Source organism: Staphylococcus hominis subsp. hominis (assembly GCF_002901845.1).
In the GTDB taxonomy this organism is placed as follows: Bacteria; Bacillota; Bacilli; order Staphylococcales; family Staphylococcaceae; genus Staphylococcus; species Staphylococcus hominis.
In genome coordinates this window covers 22,932-43,238 of record NZ_PPQE01000029.1, presented here as the reverse complement: position 1 = coordinate 43,238, position 20,307 = coordinate 22,932, and the positions used below count along the sequence as shown (strand labels likewise).

Annotated in this window: 21 protein-coding genes; 2 read left to right on the top strand and 19 right to left on the bottom strand. The window is 32.2% G+C overall.

Annotation, left to right across the window (positions count from 1 at the left end; genetic code table 11):
* Positions 1-5 precede the first annotated feature (5 nt).
* From upp to fdaB, 14 genes are all read right to left on the bottom strand, one after another.
* On the bottom strand, positions 6-635 hold the full coding sequence (upp, locus tag CD034_RS08845) for a uracil phosphoribosyltransferase (RefSeq protein WP_002448669.1): 630 nt from the start codon (positions 633-635) through the stop codon (positions 6-8).
* Between the two features lie 24 nt (positions 636-659).
* Positions 660-1,898: a serine hydroxymethyltransferase gene (gene glyA / locus CD034_RS08840; RefSeq protein ID WP_002448684.1), complete on the bottom strand. Its 1,239-nt coding sequence runs from the start codon at positions 1,896-1,898 to the stop codon at positions 660-662.
* 24 nt (positions 1,899-1,922) lie between these two features.
* Complete coding sequence (locus CD034_RS08835; protein ID WP_103288306.1) at positions 1,923-2,447, bottom strand: TIGR01440 family protein; 525 nt, start codon at positions 2,445-2,447, stop codon at positions 1,923-1,925.
* A gap of 109 nt (positions 2,448-2,556) precedes the next feature.
* On the bottom strand, positions 2,557-2,973 hold the full coding sequence (locus CD034_RS08830) for a low molecular weight protein arginine phosphatase (RefSeq protein WP_002455058.1): 417 nt from the start codon (positions 2,971-2,973) through the stop codon (positions 2,557-2,559).
* Positions 2,970-4,010, bottom strand: coding sequence for an L-threonylcarbamoyladenylate synthase (locus CD034_RS08825; protein ID WP_065580929.1), 1,041 nt, complete (start codon positions 4,008-4,010; stop codon positions 2,970-2,972). The genes CD034_RS08830 and CD034_RS08825 overlap by 4 nt, the downstream gene beginning before the upstream one ends.
* An 84-nt stretch (positions 4,011-4,094) precedes the next feature.
* A complete protein-coding gene (prmC, locus tag CD034_RS08820; protein WP_002448696.1) occupies positions 4,095-4,931 on the bottom strand; it encodes a peptide chain release factor N(5)-glutamine methyltransferase in 837 nt (278 codons plus the stop codon).
* Entirely contained in the window at positions 4,918-5,994 is a 1,077-nt protein-coding gene (prfA, locus tag CD034_RS08815) for a peptide chain release factor 1 (RefSeq protein ID WP_002455055.1), read from the bottom strand. The genes prmC and prfA overlap by 14 nt, the downstream gene beginning before the upstream one ends.
* On the bottom strand, positions 5,994-6,593 hold the full coding sequence (locus CD034_RS08810; RefSeq protein WP_002448715.1) for a thymidine kinase: 600 nt from the start codon (positions 6,591-6,593) through the stop codon (positions 5,994-5,996). The genes prfA and CD034_RS08810 overlap by 1 nt, the downstream gene beginning before the upstream one ends.
* A 174-nt stretch (positions 6,594-6,767) precedes the next feature.
* On the bottom strand, positions 6,768-7,025 hold the full coding sequence (locus CD034_RS08805; RefSeq protein WP_002448672.1) for a type B 50S ribosomal protein L31: 258 nt from the start codon (positions 7,023-7,025) through the stop codon (positions 6,768-6,770).
* 115 nt (positions 7,026-7,140) lie between these two features.
* Positions 7,141-8,457, bottom strand: a complete 1,317-nt coding sequence (rho, locus tag CD034_RS08800; protein ID WP_002448642.1) for a transcription termination factor Rho — start codon at positions 8,455-8,457, stop codon at positions 7,141-7,143.
* Between the two features lie 239 nt (positions 8,458-8,696).
* The gene (locus CD034_RS08795; protein WP_002448710.1) at positions 8,697-10,124 is read right to left on the bottom strand and encodes an aldehyde dehydrogenase family protein; all 1,428 of its coding nucleotides are present in this window, start codon (positions 10,122-10,124) and stop codon (positions 8,697-8,699) included.
* A gap of 109 nt (positions 10,125-10,233) precedes the next feature.
* Complete coding sequence (locus CD034_RS08790; protein ID WP_002448699.1) at positions 10,234-10,569, bottom strand: winged helix-turn-helix transcriptional regulator; 336 nt, start codon at positions 10,567-10,569, stop codon at positions 10,234-10,236.
* Between the two features lie 87 nt (positions 10,570-10,656).
* Positions 10,657-11,928 (bottom strand): UDP-N-acetylglucosamine 1-carboxyvinyltransferase, encoded by a 1,272-nt coding sequence (gene murA, locus CD034_RS08785; protein ID WP_002455053.1) that lies wholly within the window; start codon positions 11,926-11,928, stop codon positions 10,657-10,659.
* Positions 11,929-12,324: 396 nt separating this feature from the next.
* Complete coding sequence (gene fdaB, locus CD034_RS08780; RefSeq protein WP_002448638.1) at positions 12,325-13,182, bottom strand: class IIb fructose-bisphosphate aldolase FdaB; 858 nt, start codon at positions 13,180-13,182, stop codon at positions 12,325-12,327.
* Between the two features lie 161 nt (positions 13,183-13,343).
* On the opposite strand from fdaB, the gene CD034_RS08775 reads away from it, so the two are divergent.
* The gene (locus CD034_RS08775; protein WP_002455052.1) at positions 13,344-13,865 is read left to right on the top strand and encodes a DUF2529 domain-containing protein; all 522 of its coding nucleotides are present in this window, start codon (positions 13,344-13,346) and stop codon (positions 13,863-13,865) included.
* 117 nt (positions 13,866-13,982) lie between these two features.
* Here CD034_RS08775 and pyrG read toward each other — a convergent pair whose 3' ends face one another.
* The 3 genes from pyrG to CD034_RS08760 all read right to left on the bottom strand — a co-directional run bounded on the left by pyrG (position 13,983) and on the right by CD034_RS08760 (position 17,288).
* Positions 13,983-15,590, bottom strand: coding sequence for a CTP synthase (gene pyrG, locus CD034_RS08770; protein WP_002448707.1), 1,608 nt, complete (start codon positions 15,588-15,590; stop codon positions 13,983-13,985).
* Between the two features lie 197 nt (positions 15,591-15,787).
* The gene (gene rpoE / locus CD034_RS08765; protein WP_002448639.1) at positions 15,788-16,318 is read right to left on the bottom strand and encodes a DNA-directed RNA polymerase subunit delta; all 531 of its coding nucleotides are present in this window, start codon (positions 16,316-16,318) and stop codon (positions 15,788-15,790) included.
* A gap of 109 nt (positions 16,319-16,427) precedes the next feature.
* Complete coding sequence (locus CD034_RS08760) at positions 16,428-17,288, bottom strand: GNAT family N-acetyltransferase (protein WP_002455051.1); 861 nt, start codon at positions 17,286-17,288, stop codon at positions 16,428-16,430.
* Between the two features lie 180 nt (positions 17,289-17,468).
* Here CD034_RS08760 and coaW point away from each other — a divergent pair, with 180 nt between their 5' ends.
* Positions 17,469-18,269 (top strand): type II pantothenate kinase, encoded by an 801-nt coding sequence (gene coaW / locus CD034_RS08755; protein WP_002448663.1) that lies wholly within the window; start codon positions 17,469-17,471, stop codon positions 18,267-18,269.
* 69 nt (positions 18,270-18,338) lie between these two features.
* On the opposite strand, the gene CD034_RS08750 is transcribed toward coaW, so the two are convergent.
* Positions 18,339-19,004, bottom strand: a complete 666-nt coding sequence (locus tag CD034_RS08750; RefSeq protein WP_002455050.1) for a DUF2750 domain-containing protein — start codon at positions 19,002-19,004, stop codon at positions 18,339-18,341.
* A gap of 104 nt (positions 19,005-19,108) precedes the next feature.
* On the bottom strand, positions 19,109-20,305 hold the full coding sequence (gene ldmS / locus CD034_RS08745; RefSeq protein ID WP_002448657.1) for an L-aspartate--L-methionine ligase LdmS: 1,197 nt from the start codon (positions 20,303-20,305) through the stop codon (positions 19,109-19,111).
* Positions 20,306-20,307 lie beyond the last annotated feature (2 nt).

Below are 20,307 nucleotides of genomic sequence, written 5' to 3'. Positions count from 1 at the left end.
TAGTACTATTTAGTACCAAATAATCTATCCCCAGCGTCTCCTAAACCAGGTGTAATATATGCTTTTTCATTAAGTTTTTCATCTAAAGCTGCAATATAGATATCAACATCTTTATGCGCTTCTTGCATTTTTTCAACACCCTCAGGTGCGGCAATTAAACACATAAAACGAATATTCTTTGCACCTCGATTTTTTAGTGAATTGATTGCTTCGATTGCTGAAGCGCCTGTAGCTAACATTGGATCAACTACTATAATTTCACGCTCATCAATATCTTGAGGTAATTTAGCAAAATATTCTACTGCTTTTAATGTTTTAGGATCACGATACAATCCAATATGTCCTACACGAGCAGCTGGAACTAAGTTTAATACACCATCTGTCATCCCTAAGCCTGCTCTTAAAATAGGTACAATTGCTAATTTTTTTCCAGCTAATCGTTTGGCTGTCATAGTTGTTACAGGAGTTTCAATTTCTACATCTTGCAATTGTAAATCTCTTGTAACTTCATATGCCATTAGCATACCTACTTCATCAACAAGCTCTCTAAATTCTTTTGTTCCGGTATTTTTATCACGAATGTAACTCAATTTATGTTGAATGAGTGGGTGATCAAATACATGTACTTTACTCATAATTCATTTCCTCCATTTATGTTGTTATTCATATAGCGGATATTGTTGAGTCAATTGTTTTACTCTATCACTAGCTTCTTTCAATTTTGCTTGGTCATTTGAATTTTTTAATGCTGTACTGATAATTAAAGCTACTTCTTTAAATGCTACTTCATCAAAACCACGCGTCGTTGCAGCAGGAGTGCCTAGTCTAATTCCACTTGTAACGAATGGTTTCTCCTGATCAAAAGGTATTGTATTTTTATTACATGTAATACCAATTGAATCTAATGTTTCTTCAGCCTGTTTACCAGTTAAATTAACTGATTGTTTCACATCTACTGAAACTAGATGATTATCCGTACCTCCTGAAACAATTCTAAATCCTTCATCTTGAAGTGTTTCAGCTAAAGTTTTAGCATTTTTAATGACTTGTTCTTGATACACTTTGAAATCTGGTTCTAAAGCTTCTCCAAAAGCAACAGCTTTTGCAGCGATCACATGTTCTAGTGGTCCACCTTGAATTCCAGGAAATATTGTCTTATCTATCTCTTTTTTATATTTTTCTTTGCAAAGAATTAGGCCTCCACGTGGTCCTCTCAGCGTTTTATGAGTTGTACTGGTAACAAAGTCAGCATATTCTACAGGATTAGGATGTAATCCAGTTGCTACTAAACCTGCAATGTGTGCCATATCAACCATTAATTTAGCACCAACTTCATCAGCAATTTCTTTAAATTTCTTAAAATCTAATTGTCTAGAATACGCTGACGTACCAGCTACAATTAATTTAGGCTTATGTTTCAGTGCTAATTCACGAATTTCATCATAATTAATTCTTTCAGTTTCTTTATCTACACCATAATCGATAAAGTTATAAAACTTACCACTAAAATTAACTGAAGCACCGTGGGTTAAATGACCACCATGACTTAAATTCATTCCAAGCACAGTATCTCCCATTTCTAAAGCAACTAAATAAACTGCCATATTAGCTTGCGAACCTGAATGTGGTTGTACATTTGCATGTTCAGCTCCGAATAAAGCTTTGATACGTTCAATAGCAATTGTTTCTGTAACATCAACATATTCACAACCACCATAATAACGACGACCTGGATAGCCTTCTGCATATTTGTTTGTCATTACAGATCCTTGCGCTTCCATTACCGCTTCTGAAACAAAGTTCTCTGAAGCAATGAGTTCAATATTATTGTTTTGACGGTTATATTCATTTTGAATCGCTTCATAAATAATGTGATCTTGTTCTTTAATATAAGACATATATTCCCCTTCTTCCTTTAGAACTTATTCGTATTTAGCTCTTTCTCCACCAATTTTTTTTGGTCTTGAAGTAGCGATTGTAACTATAGCTTCACCAACTTTTTTAACGCTTGTTCTCAATGGAACACAAACATGATTAATGTGCATTCCAATAAGCGTCTGACCAATATCAATACCTTTAGGCACTTTTATATATTCAATGACTATTGGATCGTTCATATGTTGATAGGCATATGTAGCAAGACTTCCTCCTGAATGAACATCTGGTACAACAGTTACTTCTTCCATAGTAAACGGATTATAATCTTCACGCTCAATTGTAATCGCCCTATTGATATGTTCACAACCTTGAAACGCAAATGAAACGCCCGTTTCACGTTTTATACGTTCTAATTCATTAAAAATAGTTTCAGCGACTTCCATTGAACCAACTGACCCAATTTTTTCCCCAATTACTTCAGAAGTTGAACATCCTATCACACACATCTCATCTTTCTTGAAAAAAGATTGGGATTTCAATTCATCCAGTAAAGTTGTAAGTTCTTGCATATTATTTCACCTCACTTGCAAAGATAAAAAGAAGCATAGCTGACAAGCTATACTTTTTTATTATAACTTATTTATTACTCAACTTATACTATTAGCGTAATATTTCTCTTTATTCTTCGTGTTTCAATTTGTTAATAAGAGCGTATAATTGGTTAAATGTGTGACGATAGGTATCTATGCTACCGCCAAATGGATCACCTATTTCACCTGTTTCTGATACATACTCACATAATGTATAGATAGGATATTCTGTCCCATATTGACTGATTAACTGTCTTTTATGATTATCGGTCATTGTTAAAATTAAATCACTTTTTAAGTCATCTTGACTGAATATTTGAGATACAGAGGGTTCTGGTAAATTATTTTCTAAAATAACTTCTAATGCTTCAGGAGTGATAGATTGTCCATTCATTGCAAATAATCCACGTGATTGAATAGAATCGTTAGGTAGAAGCACTGTAGCTATACTTTCTGCAATAGGACTTCTACACGTATTTCCAGTACATACAAATATTATCTTCATAATTCTCTTCCTTTAACTATTTGATTTCCCGTTGCTTTCATCATACGATTCATAACTGCTTCAGAGCCTTCAATATTATCAAAAGTATAAATAAATGCTTTTTGTATTCGTTCATCATCATCAATGTCATGTAAAATTTTATATAAGTTATGATTAGCCCCTTTAACATCTCTTTGATTTTCACAAAGAGAGATAAATGTACAATCTTTAGGTACATACTTTTTCATACTAGAAGGTAAAACAAATGCTAACCCTGATTCATTTAACTCAGAAATAGGTTGTGTAAATTCAGTTAACATATATACAGGTGTTTTAGGTGCATAGTGTTTATATTTCATACCTGGTGCTATGGGCCGTTCTAATTGATTATAATCATATTGAATGACGCTGTGAGGTACCACGTGATTAAGCATTGTTTGAGTAATTGAGCCTGGTCTTGCTATTCTAAAAGGAAATTGTGTGCAATCTAAAACTGTACTCTCTAAGCCTTCTTCACTTTGATCCCCATTTACAATACCATCTATTTTTCCATTTAAATCATTATACACATGCTGAAATGTCGTTGGAGAAGGTCTTCCACTTATATTTGCACTGGGTGCTGCGATTGGCAAATCAACATATTCTAATATGGCTCTTCCAATTGGATGACTTGGCATTCTTACAGCAATAGAATTAAGCCCACCTGTCACTTTCTCACATAAGTATCCTTGTTTTAAAGGAAGAATAAACGAGATTGGGCCAGGCCAAAATGCATTCATTAATTTTTGGGCTTCCTTAGGGATAGTGGATACAAATGCATCCATTTGTGATTGCTTGTAAATATGAACAATCAGTGGATTATCAGACGGACGTCCTTTAGCTTTATAAATGTTTTCTACTGCCTGTTCATTTTTAGCATTGGCACCTAAACCGTATACTGTTTCAGTAGGTATCGCAATTAGGCCCCCATTTTCATAAATAGTTTTTATTTCTGCTAATTGAGAAAACATTTGGGAATCTTGACTATAATCTTTCATATTCCATATTTTTGTTTTCATTTTGATCACACCTTTCACATATGTGAAGTTATTAAAGAAAAAGAAGTGGGTTAGAAAATAATACATTTCTTTCCCACTCCACTATTACCACTTAAATGAAATCATTCTATTTAATCCGTTAATATCTTTCAAGAGATTTACATTAACATGCGGATATTTATTTATAATACGTGCTTTTAATATTTCTCCTTGATTATATCCAATTTCAAAAGTTACATAAGCCCCTTTATTAAGTACTTTGGGTAAATCATCTAGAATCATCTCATAAATCTCATACCCTTCATCCTCAGCAAATAAAGCGATATGAGGTTCATACTTTACTACTGTATCTTCCATATCTTTCATCTCAGTTTGATCAATATAAGGAGGGTTTGATATTAAGCCATCTAATTTAATATTTTCTTTAATAAGTGGTTTAAGGGCATTACCTTTTAGAAATCTGATATCCGCTTTTAATTGATGTGCATTATCAGATGCTACCTCTAGAGTATCTTCAATAAGATCTGTGGCTATTACATTTAAGGTTGGATTTAGTTTTTTAAGTACAATTGCAATCGCTCCACTGCCTGTTCCTATATCAGCAATTGTACTCCCATCCTTACAATGCTCTAAAAAATGAAGCATGACTTCTTCTGTTTCTGGACGTGGAATAAGACAATGAGAATTTACTTGTAATTGATATCCATAAAATGATTGAAAACCAACAATATATTGAATGGGCTCTCCTAATAACATACGGTCTAATGCAAGTGAAAATTTTGCTTCTTCAGCTTGAGACATCTCATCATACATATGCATTAAATAATCTGTCCTAGACCATTCAAATAAGTCTAACATCAGCCATTCCGCTCTAGATTGTTCAAATCCTTTTTCTTTTGTTAATTCAATCGCTTCTTGTAAGGTATCTTTAAAGCTCGCCATTATTTAGTTCTTTCAGTTTTTCAGTTTGCTCAGAAAGTGTTAATGCATCAATAATTTCATCCAATTTACCTTCCATAATTTGGTCGAGCTTTTGTAAAGTTAAACCAATTCGATGATCTGTCACACGACTTTGAGGATAATTATAAGTTCTTACACGTTCAGAACGATCTCCTGTCCCTACAGCTGATTTACGTTGAGCCGCATACTTTTGTTGTTCTTCTTGTAATTTCATATCATATAATCGCGCTTTTAATACTTTTAATGCTTTTTCACGGTTTTGAATTTGTGATTTTTCTGAAGACGTTGCAATAATACCGGTTGGAATATGCGTAATACGTACAGCAGAGTCTGTAGTATTAACGTGTTGACCACCAGCGCCACTTGAACGATACGTATCAATTTTCAAATCTTCATTACGCACTTCAATTTCTACATCTTCAACTTCAGGTAAAACAGCTACAGTCGCTGTAGATGTATGAATGCGTCCTCCAGATTCCGTTTCGGGCACACGTTGTACACGATGAGCACCATTTTCAAATTTCAACTTACTATAAGCACCACTACCTGAAACTGAAAAACTGATTTCTTTATATCCACCATGATCACTTTCTGCCGCTTCAACAATTTCAGTTTTAAAATTTTGAGATTCCGCATATTTTGTATACATTCTTAATAAATCGCCTGCGAAAATAGCTGCTTCATCTCCACCAGCTGCTGCTCTAATTTCGACAATAACGTCTTTTTCATCGTTTGGATCTTTAGGAATTAACAAGAATTTAAGTTGTTCTTCTAATTCTGGAAGTTCACCTTTTAATCCTGATGCTTCTTCTTTTAACATTTCAATTTCTTCTTTATCATCTGTTTCAGTTAGCATTTCATCTATTTCTGCTACTTCTTCTCTTTTACTTTTGTAATCTCTATAAACATCTACTGTTTTCTGTAAATCAGCTTGTTCTTTAGAATATTTTCGTAATTTATCTGGATCATTAACAATTTCTGGATCACTTAACATTTCATTTAACTGTTCATATCTTTCTTCAACAATATCTAATTGATCAAACACTATATTTCCTCCTTGTCATTGATGCTAGGTGCTACAATATGATGTGCTCTGCATCTTGGCTCATAACTTTCATTTGCTCCTACTAATATAATTGGATCATCAATTCTTGCTGGTTGTCCATTAATTAAACGTTGCGTCCGACTTGATGACGAACCACATATTGCACAAACGGCTTGTAATTTGGTCACTTGTTCACTTACGGCCATAATTTGAGGCATGGGGTCAAAAGGTTCACCTCTAAAGTCCATGTCTAATCCTGCTACTACAACTCTATGACCATCTTCAGCTAGCTTTTCTACTATATGTACAATTTCATTATCAAAAAATTGAATTTCATCTATACCTATGACATCAAATTGAGATAAATTTTGTAATAGTATTTCTCTAGCTGTTGAGATATTAATGGCTTCTAGCTCATTACCATCATGTGATACAACTTTCTCTTTATGATACCGGTCATCAATAGCTGGTTTAAATACGATTACTTTTTGTTTAGCATAAATTCCTCTTCTTAATCGACGAATTAATTCTTCCGATTTACCACTAAACATACTTCCAGTAATGCATTCAATCCAACCAGAATGGTAAGTCTCATACATTATAAGTTCCACCTTTTTCAAAACATAATCGCTTAATTATATCATATTTTCGATTATTATAAATGAGTTTATTACTGGGTTATCACTGAAGAAATTAATAAAATAGTTTAGAAATAAAAAAATACCTGCTTAATTCTATACATAATAGATTAGGCAGGCATTTTAAGTTCAAAATTAATTGTTGTTTGATTTGAGACCAAACTTTTTGTTGAAACGTTCCACACGACCATCCGCAGCAGCGAATTTTTGACGTCCTGTGTAGAATGGATGTGAATCAGATGATACATCTAAGCGAATAACTGGGTATTCGTTACCATCTTCCCATTCCATTGTTTCTGAAGAAGTTTTAGTAGAACCACTTAAAAATTTAAAGTTCGTTGTTGTATCTAAAAAGATGACTTTGTGGTAATCAGGATGAATTCCTTGTTTCATTTTTTTCAGCTCCTTTGCCCTGAACCATCTGGAACAGAGTTATTTGTGAGTTTTTACCCAATACTGTGTAATTATAATAGTTATTGAAGGAAAACGCAACCCTCAATCACATATTTTAGATAATTGGTTTTCCTGTTTTTGTACTTTCAGCGGCTGCCTTTTGCAATTGTTCAAAAAATTCTTTGTTATTTTCTGAACGTTTTAATTTTCTTATAAAACGCTCTGTAAAATCGGTAGAATCAGTAAACATATTTCTAAGTTGCCATAATGACTCTAATTCAGACTTACTAATTAATAATTCTTCTTTACGCGTAGAACTACGCCCAATATCAATAGCTGGGAATATTCGACGTTCAGATAATTTACGATCAAGATGAAGTTCCATATTACCTGTACCTTTGAACTCTTCATAAATCATATCATCCATACGTGAACCTGTATCTACTAGAGCCGTTGCTAAAATAGTTAGGCTACCACCTGCTTCAATATTACGAGCAGCACCGAAAAATGCTTTAGGCTTATGTAAGGATGCTGGATCCAAGCCACCTGACAATGTTCTACCACTAGGCGGGATAACAAGGTTATATGCTCTTGCTAAACGCGTAATAGAGTCCATCAAGATAATGACATCTTGTCCTATCTCTACAAGACGTTTTGCTCTTTCTAATAATAATTCTGCTACCTTAACGTGATGTTGAGGAGGTTCATCAAAAGTGGAATGTACTACTTCTGCTGACTCTACTGAACGCTCTATATCAGTTACCTCTTCAGGTCGTTCACCTACTAATAATATAAATAATTTAGCATCTGGTTTATTTGTACTAATTGCATTTGCAATTTCTTTAAGTAATGAAGTTTTACCAGCTTTAGGAGGAGCGACAATAAGACCACGTTGACCTAAACCAATTGGAGTAACTAAATCCATAATTCGAGTAGAATAATTTCGAGGCTCTGTTTCAAGAATAATTCTTTCCTCTGGATATAACGGAGTAAGTGCTTGGAAATGAGGACGTTTTTTTACAACTTCTGCATTTTCATCATTAACAAAGTCAACTTGTAGAAGTCCATAGTATTTTTCATTGTCTTTAGGCTTTCGTACTTTTCCAGTTACTTTATCGCCTCGTTTAATTTCAAAACGTCTAATTTGACTAGCTGATATATATATATCTTTTTCACCTTTAGAATAATTAACGGTTCTTAAAAAACCATATCCATCAGGTTGTATATCATCTAAAACCCCCTCCATATAGTAATTTCCATCTTTTTCCATTTGAGCTTCCATAATTGCCAAGACAAGCTCACTTTTATTCAATTTACTATAATTAGTTAGTTTTAATGATTTTGCTTTTTGCGTAAGTTCTTTTGTCGTATAATTTTTATACAATTCATGAAAAGATTCATATTGTGGTGATGTTCGTTCTCTTTCAGGCATAAATTGCACCCATTTCTTATATTTTTATAAAAATCATCTAGCTACTAGCATTGTTAAATCATCTAAATGATTATAACTTAAATGTTTTAAACGTTAGCATCTTAAATACTAGAATTAATATAGCAAATTTTTAATTTAATTACAAAATGATTTTATTAAATTTCAAAAAATAAAACAGCTCATGGAACTAAAATGATTCCATGAACTGTATTTATATTAAACTATTTCATTATACTTAATTATTTAAAATAACCAGCAATTGATTTTACTTCTAAGAACTCTTCAATTCCGTAGTCGCCCCATTCACGACCGATACCAGATTGTTTATAACCACCAAATGGTAAATAGGGTTCGTTTGGAGATTCATTAATTTGAATTCTACCTGCCTCAATTGAACGTGCCACTTTTTGAAGCGTTTCTTTATCTTTACCAATTACATATCCTGCTAAACCATATTTAGTATCATTAGCAATTTCGATTGCTTCGTCTAAATCATTATATGTGATTACTGAAACAACTGGACCAAAAATTTCTTCTTGTGCAATAGTCATATCATTTTTAACATTTATAAAAATAGTTGGTCTAGCAAAATAACCTGTATCTAATCCTTCTGGTTTACCTGGACCACCATATAATAATTCAGCGCCTTCTTCAATACCTTTATCAATATAAGATTGTACTGTGTCGAATTGTTTTTTACTAATGATTGGTCCTACTTGGGTATTTTTATCAAGTGGATCGCCAACTTTAACATTACTAAACTCTTCTTTTAAGGCAGTTAAGAATTCTTGTTTAATACTTTCTGGAACTAAGATTCTTGTTCCTGCAGTACATACTTGACCAGTATTATTAACAACCTTTCCAGTTGTAGCTTTTGCAGCTTCTTTAATATCTACATCGTCAAGTACGATATATGGTGATTTGCCACCTAATTCAAGAGATACTTTTTTGATATCTTTAGCTGCTTTTTCCATAATTTTAGAACCTGTAGCTCCAGAACCAGTGAATGACATCATTCTAACTTTAGGATGTTCGCTTAATGGATTACCTACACCTTCACCATCACCATTAACTAAGTTAAATGCGCCTTTAGGAACGCCTGCTTTTTCAAAGATTTCAGCTAAAATTATTGCAGCAAATGGTGTTTCTTCAGAAGGTTTTAACACAACTGGACTACCTGCAGCAAATGCTGCTGCTAATTTAAGAGATGTTTGATTAGTTGGGAAATTCCATGGTGTAACTAATCCAGAAACGCCAATCGCTTCTTTAGTTACCAAATCATCTCCGCGACGTTCTTCAAATTCAAATGAATCTAAAGCTCTACGTGCTTCTGAAAAGTGTTGTAAACCCATTTGATAATGAACATTTTCTGAAACAGTTAGTGGAGCGCCTAACTCTGCTGTAATTGCTTCAATAATATCTTGTTTTCTATTTTTATATTCTTCTACTATTCTATCTAGTAGTTGTTTTCTTTCTTCAACTGAACTATGGCGAAATTCTAAATATACGTCATGAGCAGCTTGAACCGCTTTTTCTACGTCTTTTTCATTACCTTTTGCAACTTTTCCAATAACTTCTTCTGTTGCTGGATTAATTACATCAATTGTTTCGTTACTTTCACTATCAATCCATTCACCATTAATATATTGTTGAGTATAATTTCTCATCAATGATTCACTCCTTAAGAATGTGTATGTCTAATATATATCCGATTTGATGTTATTTAAACATAATTAAAAGGTTAAAGTTTATATAAACTCCAACCTTTTAACTATATTATTTAACTGAATCGTTATGTTCTAATGTGACGTAATCTCTAGCCCATGCTTCAATTGGTCTTAAAGCCTCAGCAAGTGCTTTTCCTTTATCGGTTAACTCATAAACGATAGAAACAGGACGTGTAGAAATGACTTTTTTGTCTACTAATCCCCACTCACCTAATTCTGTAAGCTTAATACTTAATGCACGTGGAGTAATTGTTTTTAAATCCCTTTTCATATCGGAAAAGTGTGCAGTATAATCAGCGCATCGAGATAGGTAATTAATGATTAAACCGTTCCAACTTCTACCAACAATTTTAAAGGTTTCTTCGAGATATGGACAGATTTCCATTGTCTTCACCTCTATTCAAAACTTCTTAAACATTGCAGGTATTTAATATACTTCAGCAATTAATATATTTAAGTATATCAAAAATAATTAAACTTGTTCAGTCCAAATATCCGCACCTAATTCTTTAAGATGTTTAACGATATCTGTATATCCTCTATAAATATGTTTAACATTATAAATTGTTGTAACACCTTCTGCTAGTAATCCAGCAATAATCAAACAAGCTCCTGCACGTAAATCACTCGCATATACTTCGGCACCTTGAAGTTTAGAAGGTTTAATTGTTGCAGTACCAGTAGACGTATCTGCTTCAATACTAGCTCCCATATTTTTGAGCTCTTCTACATGGCGGAAACGAGCTGGATATATCGTTTCTGTAACGAAAGAAGGACCATCTGTCATAAATAATAAAGGCGTAATAGGTTGTTGTAAGTCAGTAGCAAATCCAGGATATACTAATGTTTTAATATCTACATTTTTATATGATGATTTACCTTTAATTACTATTTGTTCTTTATCATCATCGATATCAATATCAACGCCTAATTCATTTAGTTTAACTGTGAGGGCTTCTAAATGTTTAGGTACAATATTTTTAATTGTTACTTCTTCACCACAAGCAGCTGCAATACACATATACGTTCCCGCTTCAATTCTATCAGGAATCACTTGATATTCGGCTCCATGTAACTCTTCAACACCACTGATTTTTAGAGTACTCGTACCGGCGCCTTTGATATTTGCGCCTAAGCTATTTAAAAAGTTTGCTACATCTACTACTTCTGGTTCTTTGGCAGCATTTTCAATCGTTGTTTGCCCTTTTGCATGAACAGCTGCAAGCATAATATTGATGGTTGCACCAACACTTACCATATCTAAAAAGATGTTGGCTCCGTGCAATTCTTTTGCTTCTATTTTCATTGATGTATCACTTGATTCATCAATTTCAGCACCTAAAGCTTTAAATCCTTTAATGTGTTGATCAATTGGACGTGGGCCTAATGGACAACCACCTGGTAAACCAATCACACATTTTTTAAATCGACCTAACATGGCTCCCATCATATAATAAGAGGCACGTAAAGATTCAACTTTATTATTTGGTAATGGTGCATTTTTAATTTCTGCTGTATCAACTTCTAATGTTTTACCATTAAGATTTGTTTTAATATTTAAATCTTCTAATAAACTCACAAGTGTTTCAACATCTGAGATTTGCGGTAAACCGTCAATTTTCACTTGTCCTTGCGCTAATAAAGTAGCTGGAATAATAGCTACGGCACTATTTTTTGCACCACTAATTGTAACTTCACCCTTTAGTGGTTGACCACCTCGGATTTTAATTACTTCTTGACTCATTTATTTTTTCTCCTTTATCGCCTTTTGTAAAATTATACATAATTCGCATTATAAATTATATATTATTTATTTGTAAAACACTAACTTTTAAAAAAATTTAGCAATTATAATATTAATATTAATATCTAAAAATCTAATAATTCATATAACGGATTGATAACACTATTATAAATCAATTTATACAATTAATTAATTCTGTTTTTTCATAAATTTTATAAAAAGTTAATTTAATTTTTATAAATCGTGAGTCAGTCATTGAGTAACACTCCGCACGACTAACTTTATACAAATACTTTAATAATATATCGTAAAATTTTGTATAAAATAAAAAAACTGTCAACAAAGCGATCACTTTGCTGACAGTTAAGGTTGCCTTAACCTTTAATAATCTTTATTTTATTTAGCACGATTAGACGTACCAAACTCTCTAATCTTGCCTTTTACTGTTTCTTTAATAGCTTCACGTGCTGGACCTAAGTATTTACGAGGATCGTAAACTTCTTTATCATTGTTCAATACATCTCTAACAGCTTTAGCTGAAGCAATTTGATTTTCAGTATTTACATTAATTTTTGCAGTACCATAAGGGATTGCTTTTTGAATATCTTTAGTTGGAATACCTGTACCACCATGTAAAACAAGTGGTAAGCCAGTTGATGCACCAATTTCTTCCATTTCTTTGAAGCCTAATTTAGGTTCGCCTTTATAAGGACCGTGTACTGAACCTAATGCTGGTGCTAAAGTATCAATACCAGTTCTTTCAACTAATTCTTGACATTCTTTAGGATCAGCATAGATGATACCGCCTACAACATCATCTTCTTGTCCACCCACTGTTCCTAATTCAGCTTCAACTGACACGCCATGTTGATGTGCATATTCTACTACTTTAGAAGTAATTTCAATATTTTCTTCAAATGGGCTATGTGAAGCATCAATCATTACTGAAGTAAATCCAGCATCAATAGCTTCTTTACACTTTTCAAAACTTGAACCATGATCTAGGTGGATAGCTACTGGTATAGTAATATTTAAATCATGCATTAAACCTTCTACCATTTTAACTACTGTATAAAAACCACTCATGTAACGTGCAGCACCTTCGGAAACACCTAAGATAACTGGCGCGTTCTCTTCTTGAGAAGCTTCTAAAATAGCTTGTGTAAATTCTAAGTTATTTAAGTTGTATTGACCAACCGCATAACCATTTTCTTTCGCATCGATTAACATTTCCTTCATTGAAACTAATGGCATGAAAGTTCCTCCTTGTATCCAATTACATAAATTTTCAAAAATTATTATAGCAGATAATATTTTTTATTGCATGCTTAATTTAAAAATAAGTGATAACTTTTGAAGCTTCATTGCATAAAATATCATATTTCATTACAATACTAATGAAATGGAGGATAATCATGTCAAAGATACTACAAACACAATTAACGGGTGTATTCAATCGTTTAGAAGACCAGGCGTTAGATATACAAATGGCTGCTCAATGTTTAATCCAAGCTATTGGTGGAGAAGGGTATGTATATATTAATGGTTATGGAGACTTAAAATTCTTTGAAACTTTTATATTAGACAGTGATGAAAAATTAAATTCTAGTAAAAAATTGAGTGAATTAAACAGTTTAAATGACTTAGACACAACTGACCGTGTATTTTTATTCTCTCCTTTTTATACCAAGGAAGTTGCTCAAGATGTTCAACAATTAATAGACAAAGATATTGATTTTGTATTAGTATGCAATCGTCCTAAACAAGAAGATTTCCCTGAACATCTTATGCATTTTGTAAACTTATCAACCCCGCGTCCAATCGTATATACTGAGGATTATGATAAAATTGTACAACCTCATACAATGGCGTTTAATTACATTTACTATGATATATATACACAAATGATTGAAATGACTAGAGACTTGGAATTATAAAATAACTTTATAATCATTAATACTTAACATGTACAGCCTTTAACTTCTATATAAATTGATATAAATGAAGCGGAATAGACTTTAAAAAGTAGTCTGTTCCGCTTCTATTTTGATATTTTAATTTTGTTGGTGTTTATAAGCAGCTTCTACAAAAGCTTTGAAAATGGGTTGTGGTCTATTAGGTCTAGATAAGAATTCCGGATGGAATTGACAAGCAATGAAGAAATCATTTTCTGGAATTTCTACCATTTCCACTAAACGACCATCTGGACTAGTACCAGAAAAGACCATTCCTTTATCTTCTAATTGTTCTCTATAAGTATTATTAAATTCATAACGATGACGATGACGCTCTTCAATATTTGTTTCATTATAAATATCATGCGCCAAAGTATGATCTTTAATAGTACATGGATAAAGACCTAAACGTAATGTGCCACCTAAATCTTCGATATCTTTTTGTTCAGGTAACAAATCAATAATTGGATATGGTGTATTTGGATCAAGTTCTGCTGAATGGGCATCTTTAAGGCCTACAACATTTCTTGCAAATTCGACAGTTGCTAATTGCATCCCTAAGCAAATGCCAAAATAAGGTATATTATTTTCTCTTGCATATTTGATAGCTGAAATTTTACCTTCACTTGCTCTAAAACCAAAGCCACCAGGAACTAAAATTCCATCCACATCACTTAAGTAACTCTCTACATTTTCGTCTGTTACTTCACTTGAATCAATCCATTTTACTACAACATCTTTTTTCAATGGATAACCTGCATGTTTTAGTGATTCAACCACTGACAAGTATGCATCTTGTAAACTTACATATTTACCAACTAAGCCAATAGTAATTGTACCATCTAATGAATTAACGGTATCTAATAAATATTGCCATTCATCTAATTGTGTATCGTATTTAGCATCTAAATCTAATCGTTTAATTACAATATCGTCCATATTTTGAGCACTTAATTGTAATGGGATTTCATATAATGACGATGCATCTCTACATTCAATAACACTCTCTTTATCTATATCACAGAATAAAGCAATTTTATCTTTTAAATCTTGAGTCATTTCATATTCTGTTCGAACAACAATTAAGTCAGGTTGAATACCTAAACCACGTAATTCTTTTACACTATGTTGTGTTGGTTTAGTTTTCATTTCTCCAGCTGCTTTAATGTATGGAAGTAATGTACAATGAACATACATAACATTCTCACGACCAAGGTCACTTCTAATTTGGCGAATAGCTTCAATAAATGGAAGGGATTCAATATCACCTGTTGTGCCGCCGATTTCGGTAATGACTACATCCGCATTTGTACTTTCTCCAGCTAATAATAAGCGTTCTTTAATTTCATTTGTAATGTGTGGAATCACTTGAACTGTTCCACCTAAATAATCTCCACGACGTTCTTTTTTTAGCACATGTGAATATACTTTTCCCGCAGTGACATTAGAATATTTATTTAAATTGATATCTATAAAACGTTCATAATGTCCTAAGTCCAAGTCAGTTTCAGCGCCATCATCTGTAACAAATACCTCTCCATGTTGATAAGGACTCATTGTACCAGGATCAACATTTAAATATGGATCAAATTTTTGAATTGTTACTTTAAGTCCTCTGTCTTTTAACAATCTTCCTAGAGAAGCGGCTGTGATACCTTTACCTAAAGATGAAACTACTCCGCCGGTTACAAAGATAAATTTTGTCATTGTCTGACCTCCTAATTTATTAAGGGTTGCTTCCTTACTCTATCTCTACAAAATTTAAACATTTCCTAAAAATAAAAAAATCGCTCCCTCTCACATATTTGTAAGGGGAGCGTATAACATTTATACACGTGTCCTAATTAAAGGAGCCCGAATAAAATTTTAACATTTTTCATTCAAAAGTCAATTAAAACTAATATTTAGTCATTAAAATCTTCTGCATCTTCAAATGCTTCTTCTTCACCTTCAGCGATGTCGTCATCATCATCTTCTTCAATAACGATATCTGAACCGTCAATATCTTCTTCATTATCATCAGAATCATCTAATGTTTCTTGATCATCCGTTTGAGCTGGAATATCATCGTCATCATCCATTTCATCGTCGCCAAGTAACTTAAGATTTTCATCTTCTTCATCATCGTCATCAAGAATATCAAATTTTTGAATTGTTGGTGCAATTTTTTCTTCAATATCATCTACTGAATACCAATCACGTAATCCCCATTGATTTTCACCAACGTTTAAGAAACGTCCATCTGTATTTAAATCAGTATAAAATTGTACAATACGGTTTTCAATTTCATCATATTCATAATTACCAAGGCTTTTAAATTCATCAATAATATCGTAGAGATTCATTGTTGACCCTTTATCATGTAATAAAGTATAAGCCATATCGATAAATGATTTTTCATCAACCATTTCTTTAGTATAATCTTGAATTTTCATTATAACTAAACTTCCTTTCAAAGGATTTTATTATCTTTATATTGCTTTTATTAATAGTAACAAAGATAAATTATAAATGACATTTTATGATTTCGCAATTGCTATTCAATTAGTAATTAATATATTTTTTGAAAATAACTAAGTCATCTGATTGATCTGTCTCAACAAAGCCGCTACTAATACATAATGGCTTAAGTTCATTATTTTCTCCAAATAATGTAATACCTATACTTCTTATTTCTTTAAAATGTTTGCGTACATATGTAGGGAGTTGTCTTAAAGCACTCCCAGCAATCCCCTCTTTTCTTTGATCTTTATATACTTCTATTGCGGCGATTTTTAGATGGGTATCTAGATGTTCGAGTGCAATAAATCCAACTTTTTGATCATCTTTTAATAAATCAATAATTTGATACATTGCAATATTTGAATCTTTATTCTCAACTAATTTCAATGACGATACATGTTTAGAATCCAAATCTAAATAGTATAAACGTTCTTTACCGATGGGTCCTTCTTCTTTAGTAGCTGTATGCATGAATCCAGCACGTTCATATACATTCCAGGCCCCTTCATTTTCAGTATCAACAACTAAATATAAATGATTGAAGTCTGGAAACAATGCTTGAACATATTGAGGTAAATACATCATCATAGTTGTACCATAGCCTTGTCCTTGAAACTTTTCATTAATAGACAATGATCGAACATAAACGACATGCTCAGGTGTATCATATCCTTCATGTTGATAATATTGATGAAGTACGAAGAATCCTACTACATCTCCATTTTCATTAATGGCAATATTAGCTACTCGATTTTCATCATTTAAAGCATCTTCTAATACAGATTTAGGTAATGATGAATAAATTTGTTGTCGTTCACTTAATTCAAAATTTAAGACATCATCGCGATATTGTTCTTCAAATTCTTGAATTATAATGTTTTCAAATTGCTTTACTATACTCATAAAATTAGCCCCTATATCACAAAGTTGTTTTAATAATATCATATATAACCTTTAAATCTTATAAAATGATCTATTTACTCTAATATTTACCATTTATTTTATAATATTGTAAAATAATTGCAATTCGTCAAAATTATTATAGTATTAACTTGTCATATATTAATTTTAGAGGTGAAAAAAATGAGAGTAGGTATCGATGCCGGCGGTACATTAATTAAAATAGCAATGGAAGATGATACACACCGTACATTGTCAACTGAATTAACAACAGATATAAATAAAGTCATTCAATGGTTAAACCAAAATGAATTCGAAAAAATCAATTTAACAGGGGGTAACGCAGGCGTTATTGCTGAAAACATCAAACAATCATCCCAAATATTTGTTGAGTTTGATGCTGCTTCAAGGGGATTAGGTATTTTACTTAAGGAGCAAGGCCATCATATTAATCAATACATATTTGCAAATATAGGTACTGGTACATCTTTACATTATTATAACGGTCACCATCAAGAACGTGTAGGTGGAATTGGTACTGGTGGCGGAATGATTCGAGGTTTAGGTTATTTATTGACTGAAATATCTGATTATGAAACACTTACAGATCTCGCTCAATTTGGAAATAGAGATATTATCGATTTAAAAGTTAAACATATATATAAAGATTCTGAACCGCCTATTCCTGGTGAACTCACTGCTGCAAACTTTGGCAATGTACTAAATAATATGAATGAACATGTTACTAACTCAGATAAATTAGCATCTGTAGTAGGTGTCGTTGGAGAAGTGATTACAACGATGGCGATTACAGTAGCTCGTGAATACCAAACAAAAAATATTGTTTATATTGGGTCTTCTTTTAATAATAATCCCTTACTACGAAAAGTTATTGAGGATTATACTGTCTTACGAGGATGCCATCCTTTTTACATTGAAAATGGTGCATTTTCAGGTGCAATCGGTGTCCTTCATTTAAGCTAATTCAAACCAAAAATATTAACATAAAAATCCCAATAGATTTCTTAAAAAAGAAACCTATTGGGATTTGATTTAAAATGATAATTCATTAGATACTTTTTGTGGAGAAACAATGGTACCTACGACTCCAGGTTTTAAGTCTACTGCAACAGCTTGATCATTATCTCTTAATTTATCAAGCCATTCACTAAATACACTACCTTCGATTTCGATTAAATCACATTCTTCAAAATCTTTATCACGAACTTTTCGTGCCCGATTTTTAATACTCCATACAGGCATAATATTAGGTTTTTGATTTTCTTTATCACTAATAAGAATAAATCTTTTTTCCCCTTTACGTGTTAAACCAAAAACATGATTTTCTTTTGAAATATCTTTTGCAAATTCTTTAAGACGAATTTTGTCTAATTCAGACATGAGTTCATCCATCATGTCTACAACTTTGACAATATGTCCCTCTTCTTTAATTGAAGTATTGATTAAAATTTTATCACTTTCATCAAACAATTCATCCATATCATACGTAACGAACGTATCAATATCAATATTTAATAGTCGATCAAATTGAATGTCTGAGTGATTTAAATACTCTTTTGCGATGTCTTCATTCGTCCACATCCCTGTATAATCACCATCTTCATGATGAATACGAATTAATTTTTTATTTTTACTAGCCAAAATAATGACTTCATTAATTAATATCTCTTTGAAATAGTCATTATGCTTATATTCCATTGCAAACCCTCTCTCTTAATATACTAATTAAATGTTAAATTATATTAAAATTAACGTCAAACATCTATATTCTTTTTTATAGTTAATTTAACCTATACTCTAACTTAATTAGTATCATCAAGTTCACTAATAAATGCTTGTTCTAATTGTTCAACTTCTTCTTTAGAATCAGCATTCCATATACATCCAAAGCGAGATTTCACTTCATCTTTACCAAACCAATCACCGTCATAATACGAAAGAGGATAAAGCACGCCTTGTTTAACATATTTTAAAATAACATTGAAAAAACGAGTATTATCTCCTCTTGAAAAATAACTATAAAATTTTTGATAGTTAGGATTTAATTCATCTTGCAATAGTAACATGCTTGTCGAACCATTTTGTCTAAAATTCAAATCTATAGCAAATACATTATCATTTTCATCTAATAATAAATCAAATCCTGCCACACCAATAAAGCCTAAGTTCACTCCATTTTGCATAATTTCACGACCAGCTTGAATCACTTTTTCTGGAACATCATGCACATTTTCATTTCCTGCGTATAGACCATATTTATCGGTAATTTGATGGGCAGTACCTAGATAGGTAATACCTATTTCTTTAGAATATGCAAATTGGACACAATAATTTTTAACTGCTTCTATTTTTTGTTCAATGATTAAATTATCGGTGGCATGGGCCGCTTCAAATATTCGTTTAGTTGCTTTTTCTAAGTCTTCGTCGTTATAGCAAATCATTACGCCATAGCCACCTGCAGTTGGTAATTCATCTCCTGGCTTAATTACAAAAGGATAATCCCAATCTTTGATACGACCTTTGAAGTCTCTAATTGACACAATTTCACGATCCGGTAAATATTTATGATTTGTCCATTCAGGAATACGTGATTTATTATTTAAAGCTACAAAAACGTCTTTATCAATGGCATACGCTTCGTCCTCTACTATGTCATTGTTTTCGATATATTGAAAATATATTTTTTTCCCTTCTTTATTGATAATCTCTTGTAACAAGCGTTCATACGTTTCACGATTTCTAAATGTATAAAGATGCTCCGGTATTTTTTTACCAATAAGATCAAATAGTTGTTGTAACTTATCTGTAATACTCGCTTCGTGTACAACAATCGGCATATCCTTAGCGATAATCATTTCACGACCAGTCAAAAAATTAGACTGATGTTCTTCTGTTGTGAGCCAAGGATTCAATGCATAAGAAGGTCTTGAATTATATACAATATTTTCATCATACAAATCACTTAACGTTAACTTTGGAACACTATATTCATTTTTCATTT

Coding starts and splice junctions, on each gene's coding strand:
- upp (WP_002448669.1), bottom strand. CDS start 635: ATGAGTAAAGTACATGTATTTGATCACCCACTCATTCAACATAAATTG.
- glyA (WP_002448684.1), bottom strand. CDS start 1,898: ATGTCTTATATTAAAGAACAAGATCACATTATTTATGAAGCGATTCAA.
- CD034_RS08835 (WP_103288306.1), bottom strand. CDS start 2,447: ATGCAAGAACTTACAACTTTACTGGATGAATTGAAATCCCAATCTTTT.
- CD034_RS08830 (WP_002455058.1), bottom strand. CDS start 2,973: ATGAAGATAATATTTGTATGTACTGGAAATACGTGTAGAAGTCCTATT.
- CD034_RS08825 (WP_065580929.1), bottom strand. CDS start 4,010: ATGAAAACAAAAATATGGAATATGAAAGATTATAGTCAAGATTCCCAA.
- prmC (WP_002448696.1), bottom strand. CDS start 4,931: ATGGCGAGCTTTAAAGATACCTTACAAGAAGCGATTGAATTAACAAAA.
- CD034_RS08810 (WP_002448715.1), bottom strand. CDS start 6,593: ATGTATGAGACTTACCATTCTGGTTGGATTGAATGCATTACTGGAAGT.
- CD034_RS08805 (WP_002448672.1), bottom strand. CDS start 7,025: ATGAAACAAGGAATTCATCCTGATTACCACAAAGTCATCTTTTTAGAT.
- rho (WP_002448642.1), bottom strand. CDS start 8,457: ATGCCTGAAAGAGAACGAACATCACCACAATATGAATCTTTTCATGAA.
- CD034_RS08795 (WP_002448710.1), bottom strand. CDS start 10,124: ATGAGAAATTATACTCAACAATATATTAATGGTGAATGGATTGATAGT.
- CD034_RS08790 (WP_002448699.1), bottom strand. CDS start 10,569: ATGGAAATCTGTCCATATCTCGAAGAAACCTTTAAAATTGTTGGTAGA.
- murA (WP_002455053.1), bottom strand. CDS start 11,928: ATGAGTCAAGAAGTAATTAAAATCCGAGGTGGTCAACCACTAAAGGGT.
- fdaB (WP_002448638.1), bottom strand. CDS start 13,182: ATGCCATTAGTTTCAATGAAGGAAATGTTAATCGATGCGAAAGAAAAT.
- CD034_RS08775 (WP_002455052.1), top strand. CDS start 13,344: ATGTCAAAGATACTACAAACACAATTAACGGGTGTATTCAATCGTTTA.
- pyrG (WP_002448707.1), bottom strand. CDS start 15,590: ATGACAAAATTTATCTTTGTAACCGGCGGAGTAGTTTCATCTTTAGGT.
- rpoE (WP_002448639.1), bottom strand. CDS start 16,318: ATGAAAATTCAAGATTATACTAAAGAAATGGTTGATGAAAAATCATTT.
- CD034_RS08760 (WP_002455051.1), bottom strand. CDS start 17,288: ATGAGTATAGTAAAGCAATTTGAAAACATTATAATTCAAGAATTTGAA.
- coaW (WP_002448663.1), top strand. CDS start 17,469: ATGAGAGTAGGTATCGATGCCGGCGGTACATTAATTAAAATAGCAATG.
- CD034_RS08750 (WP_002455050.1), bottom strand. CDS start 19,004: ATGGAATATAAGCATAATGACTATTTCAAAGAGATATTAATTAATGAA.
- ldmS (WP_002448657.1), bottom strand. CDS start 20,305: ATGAAAAATGAATATAGTGTTCCAAAGTTAACGTTAAGTGATTTGTAT.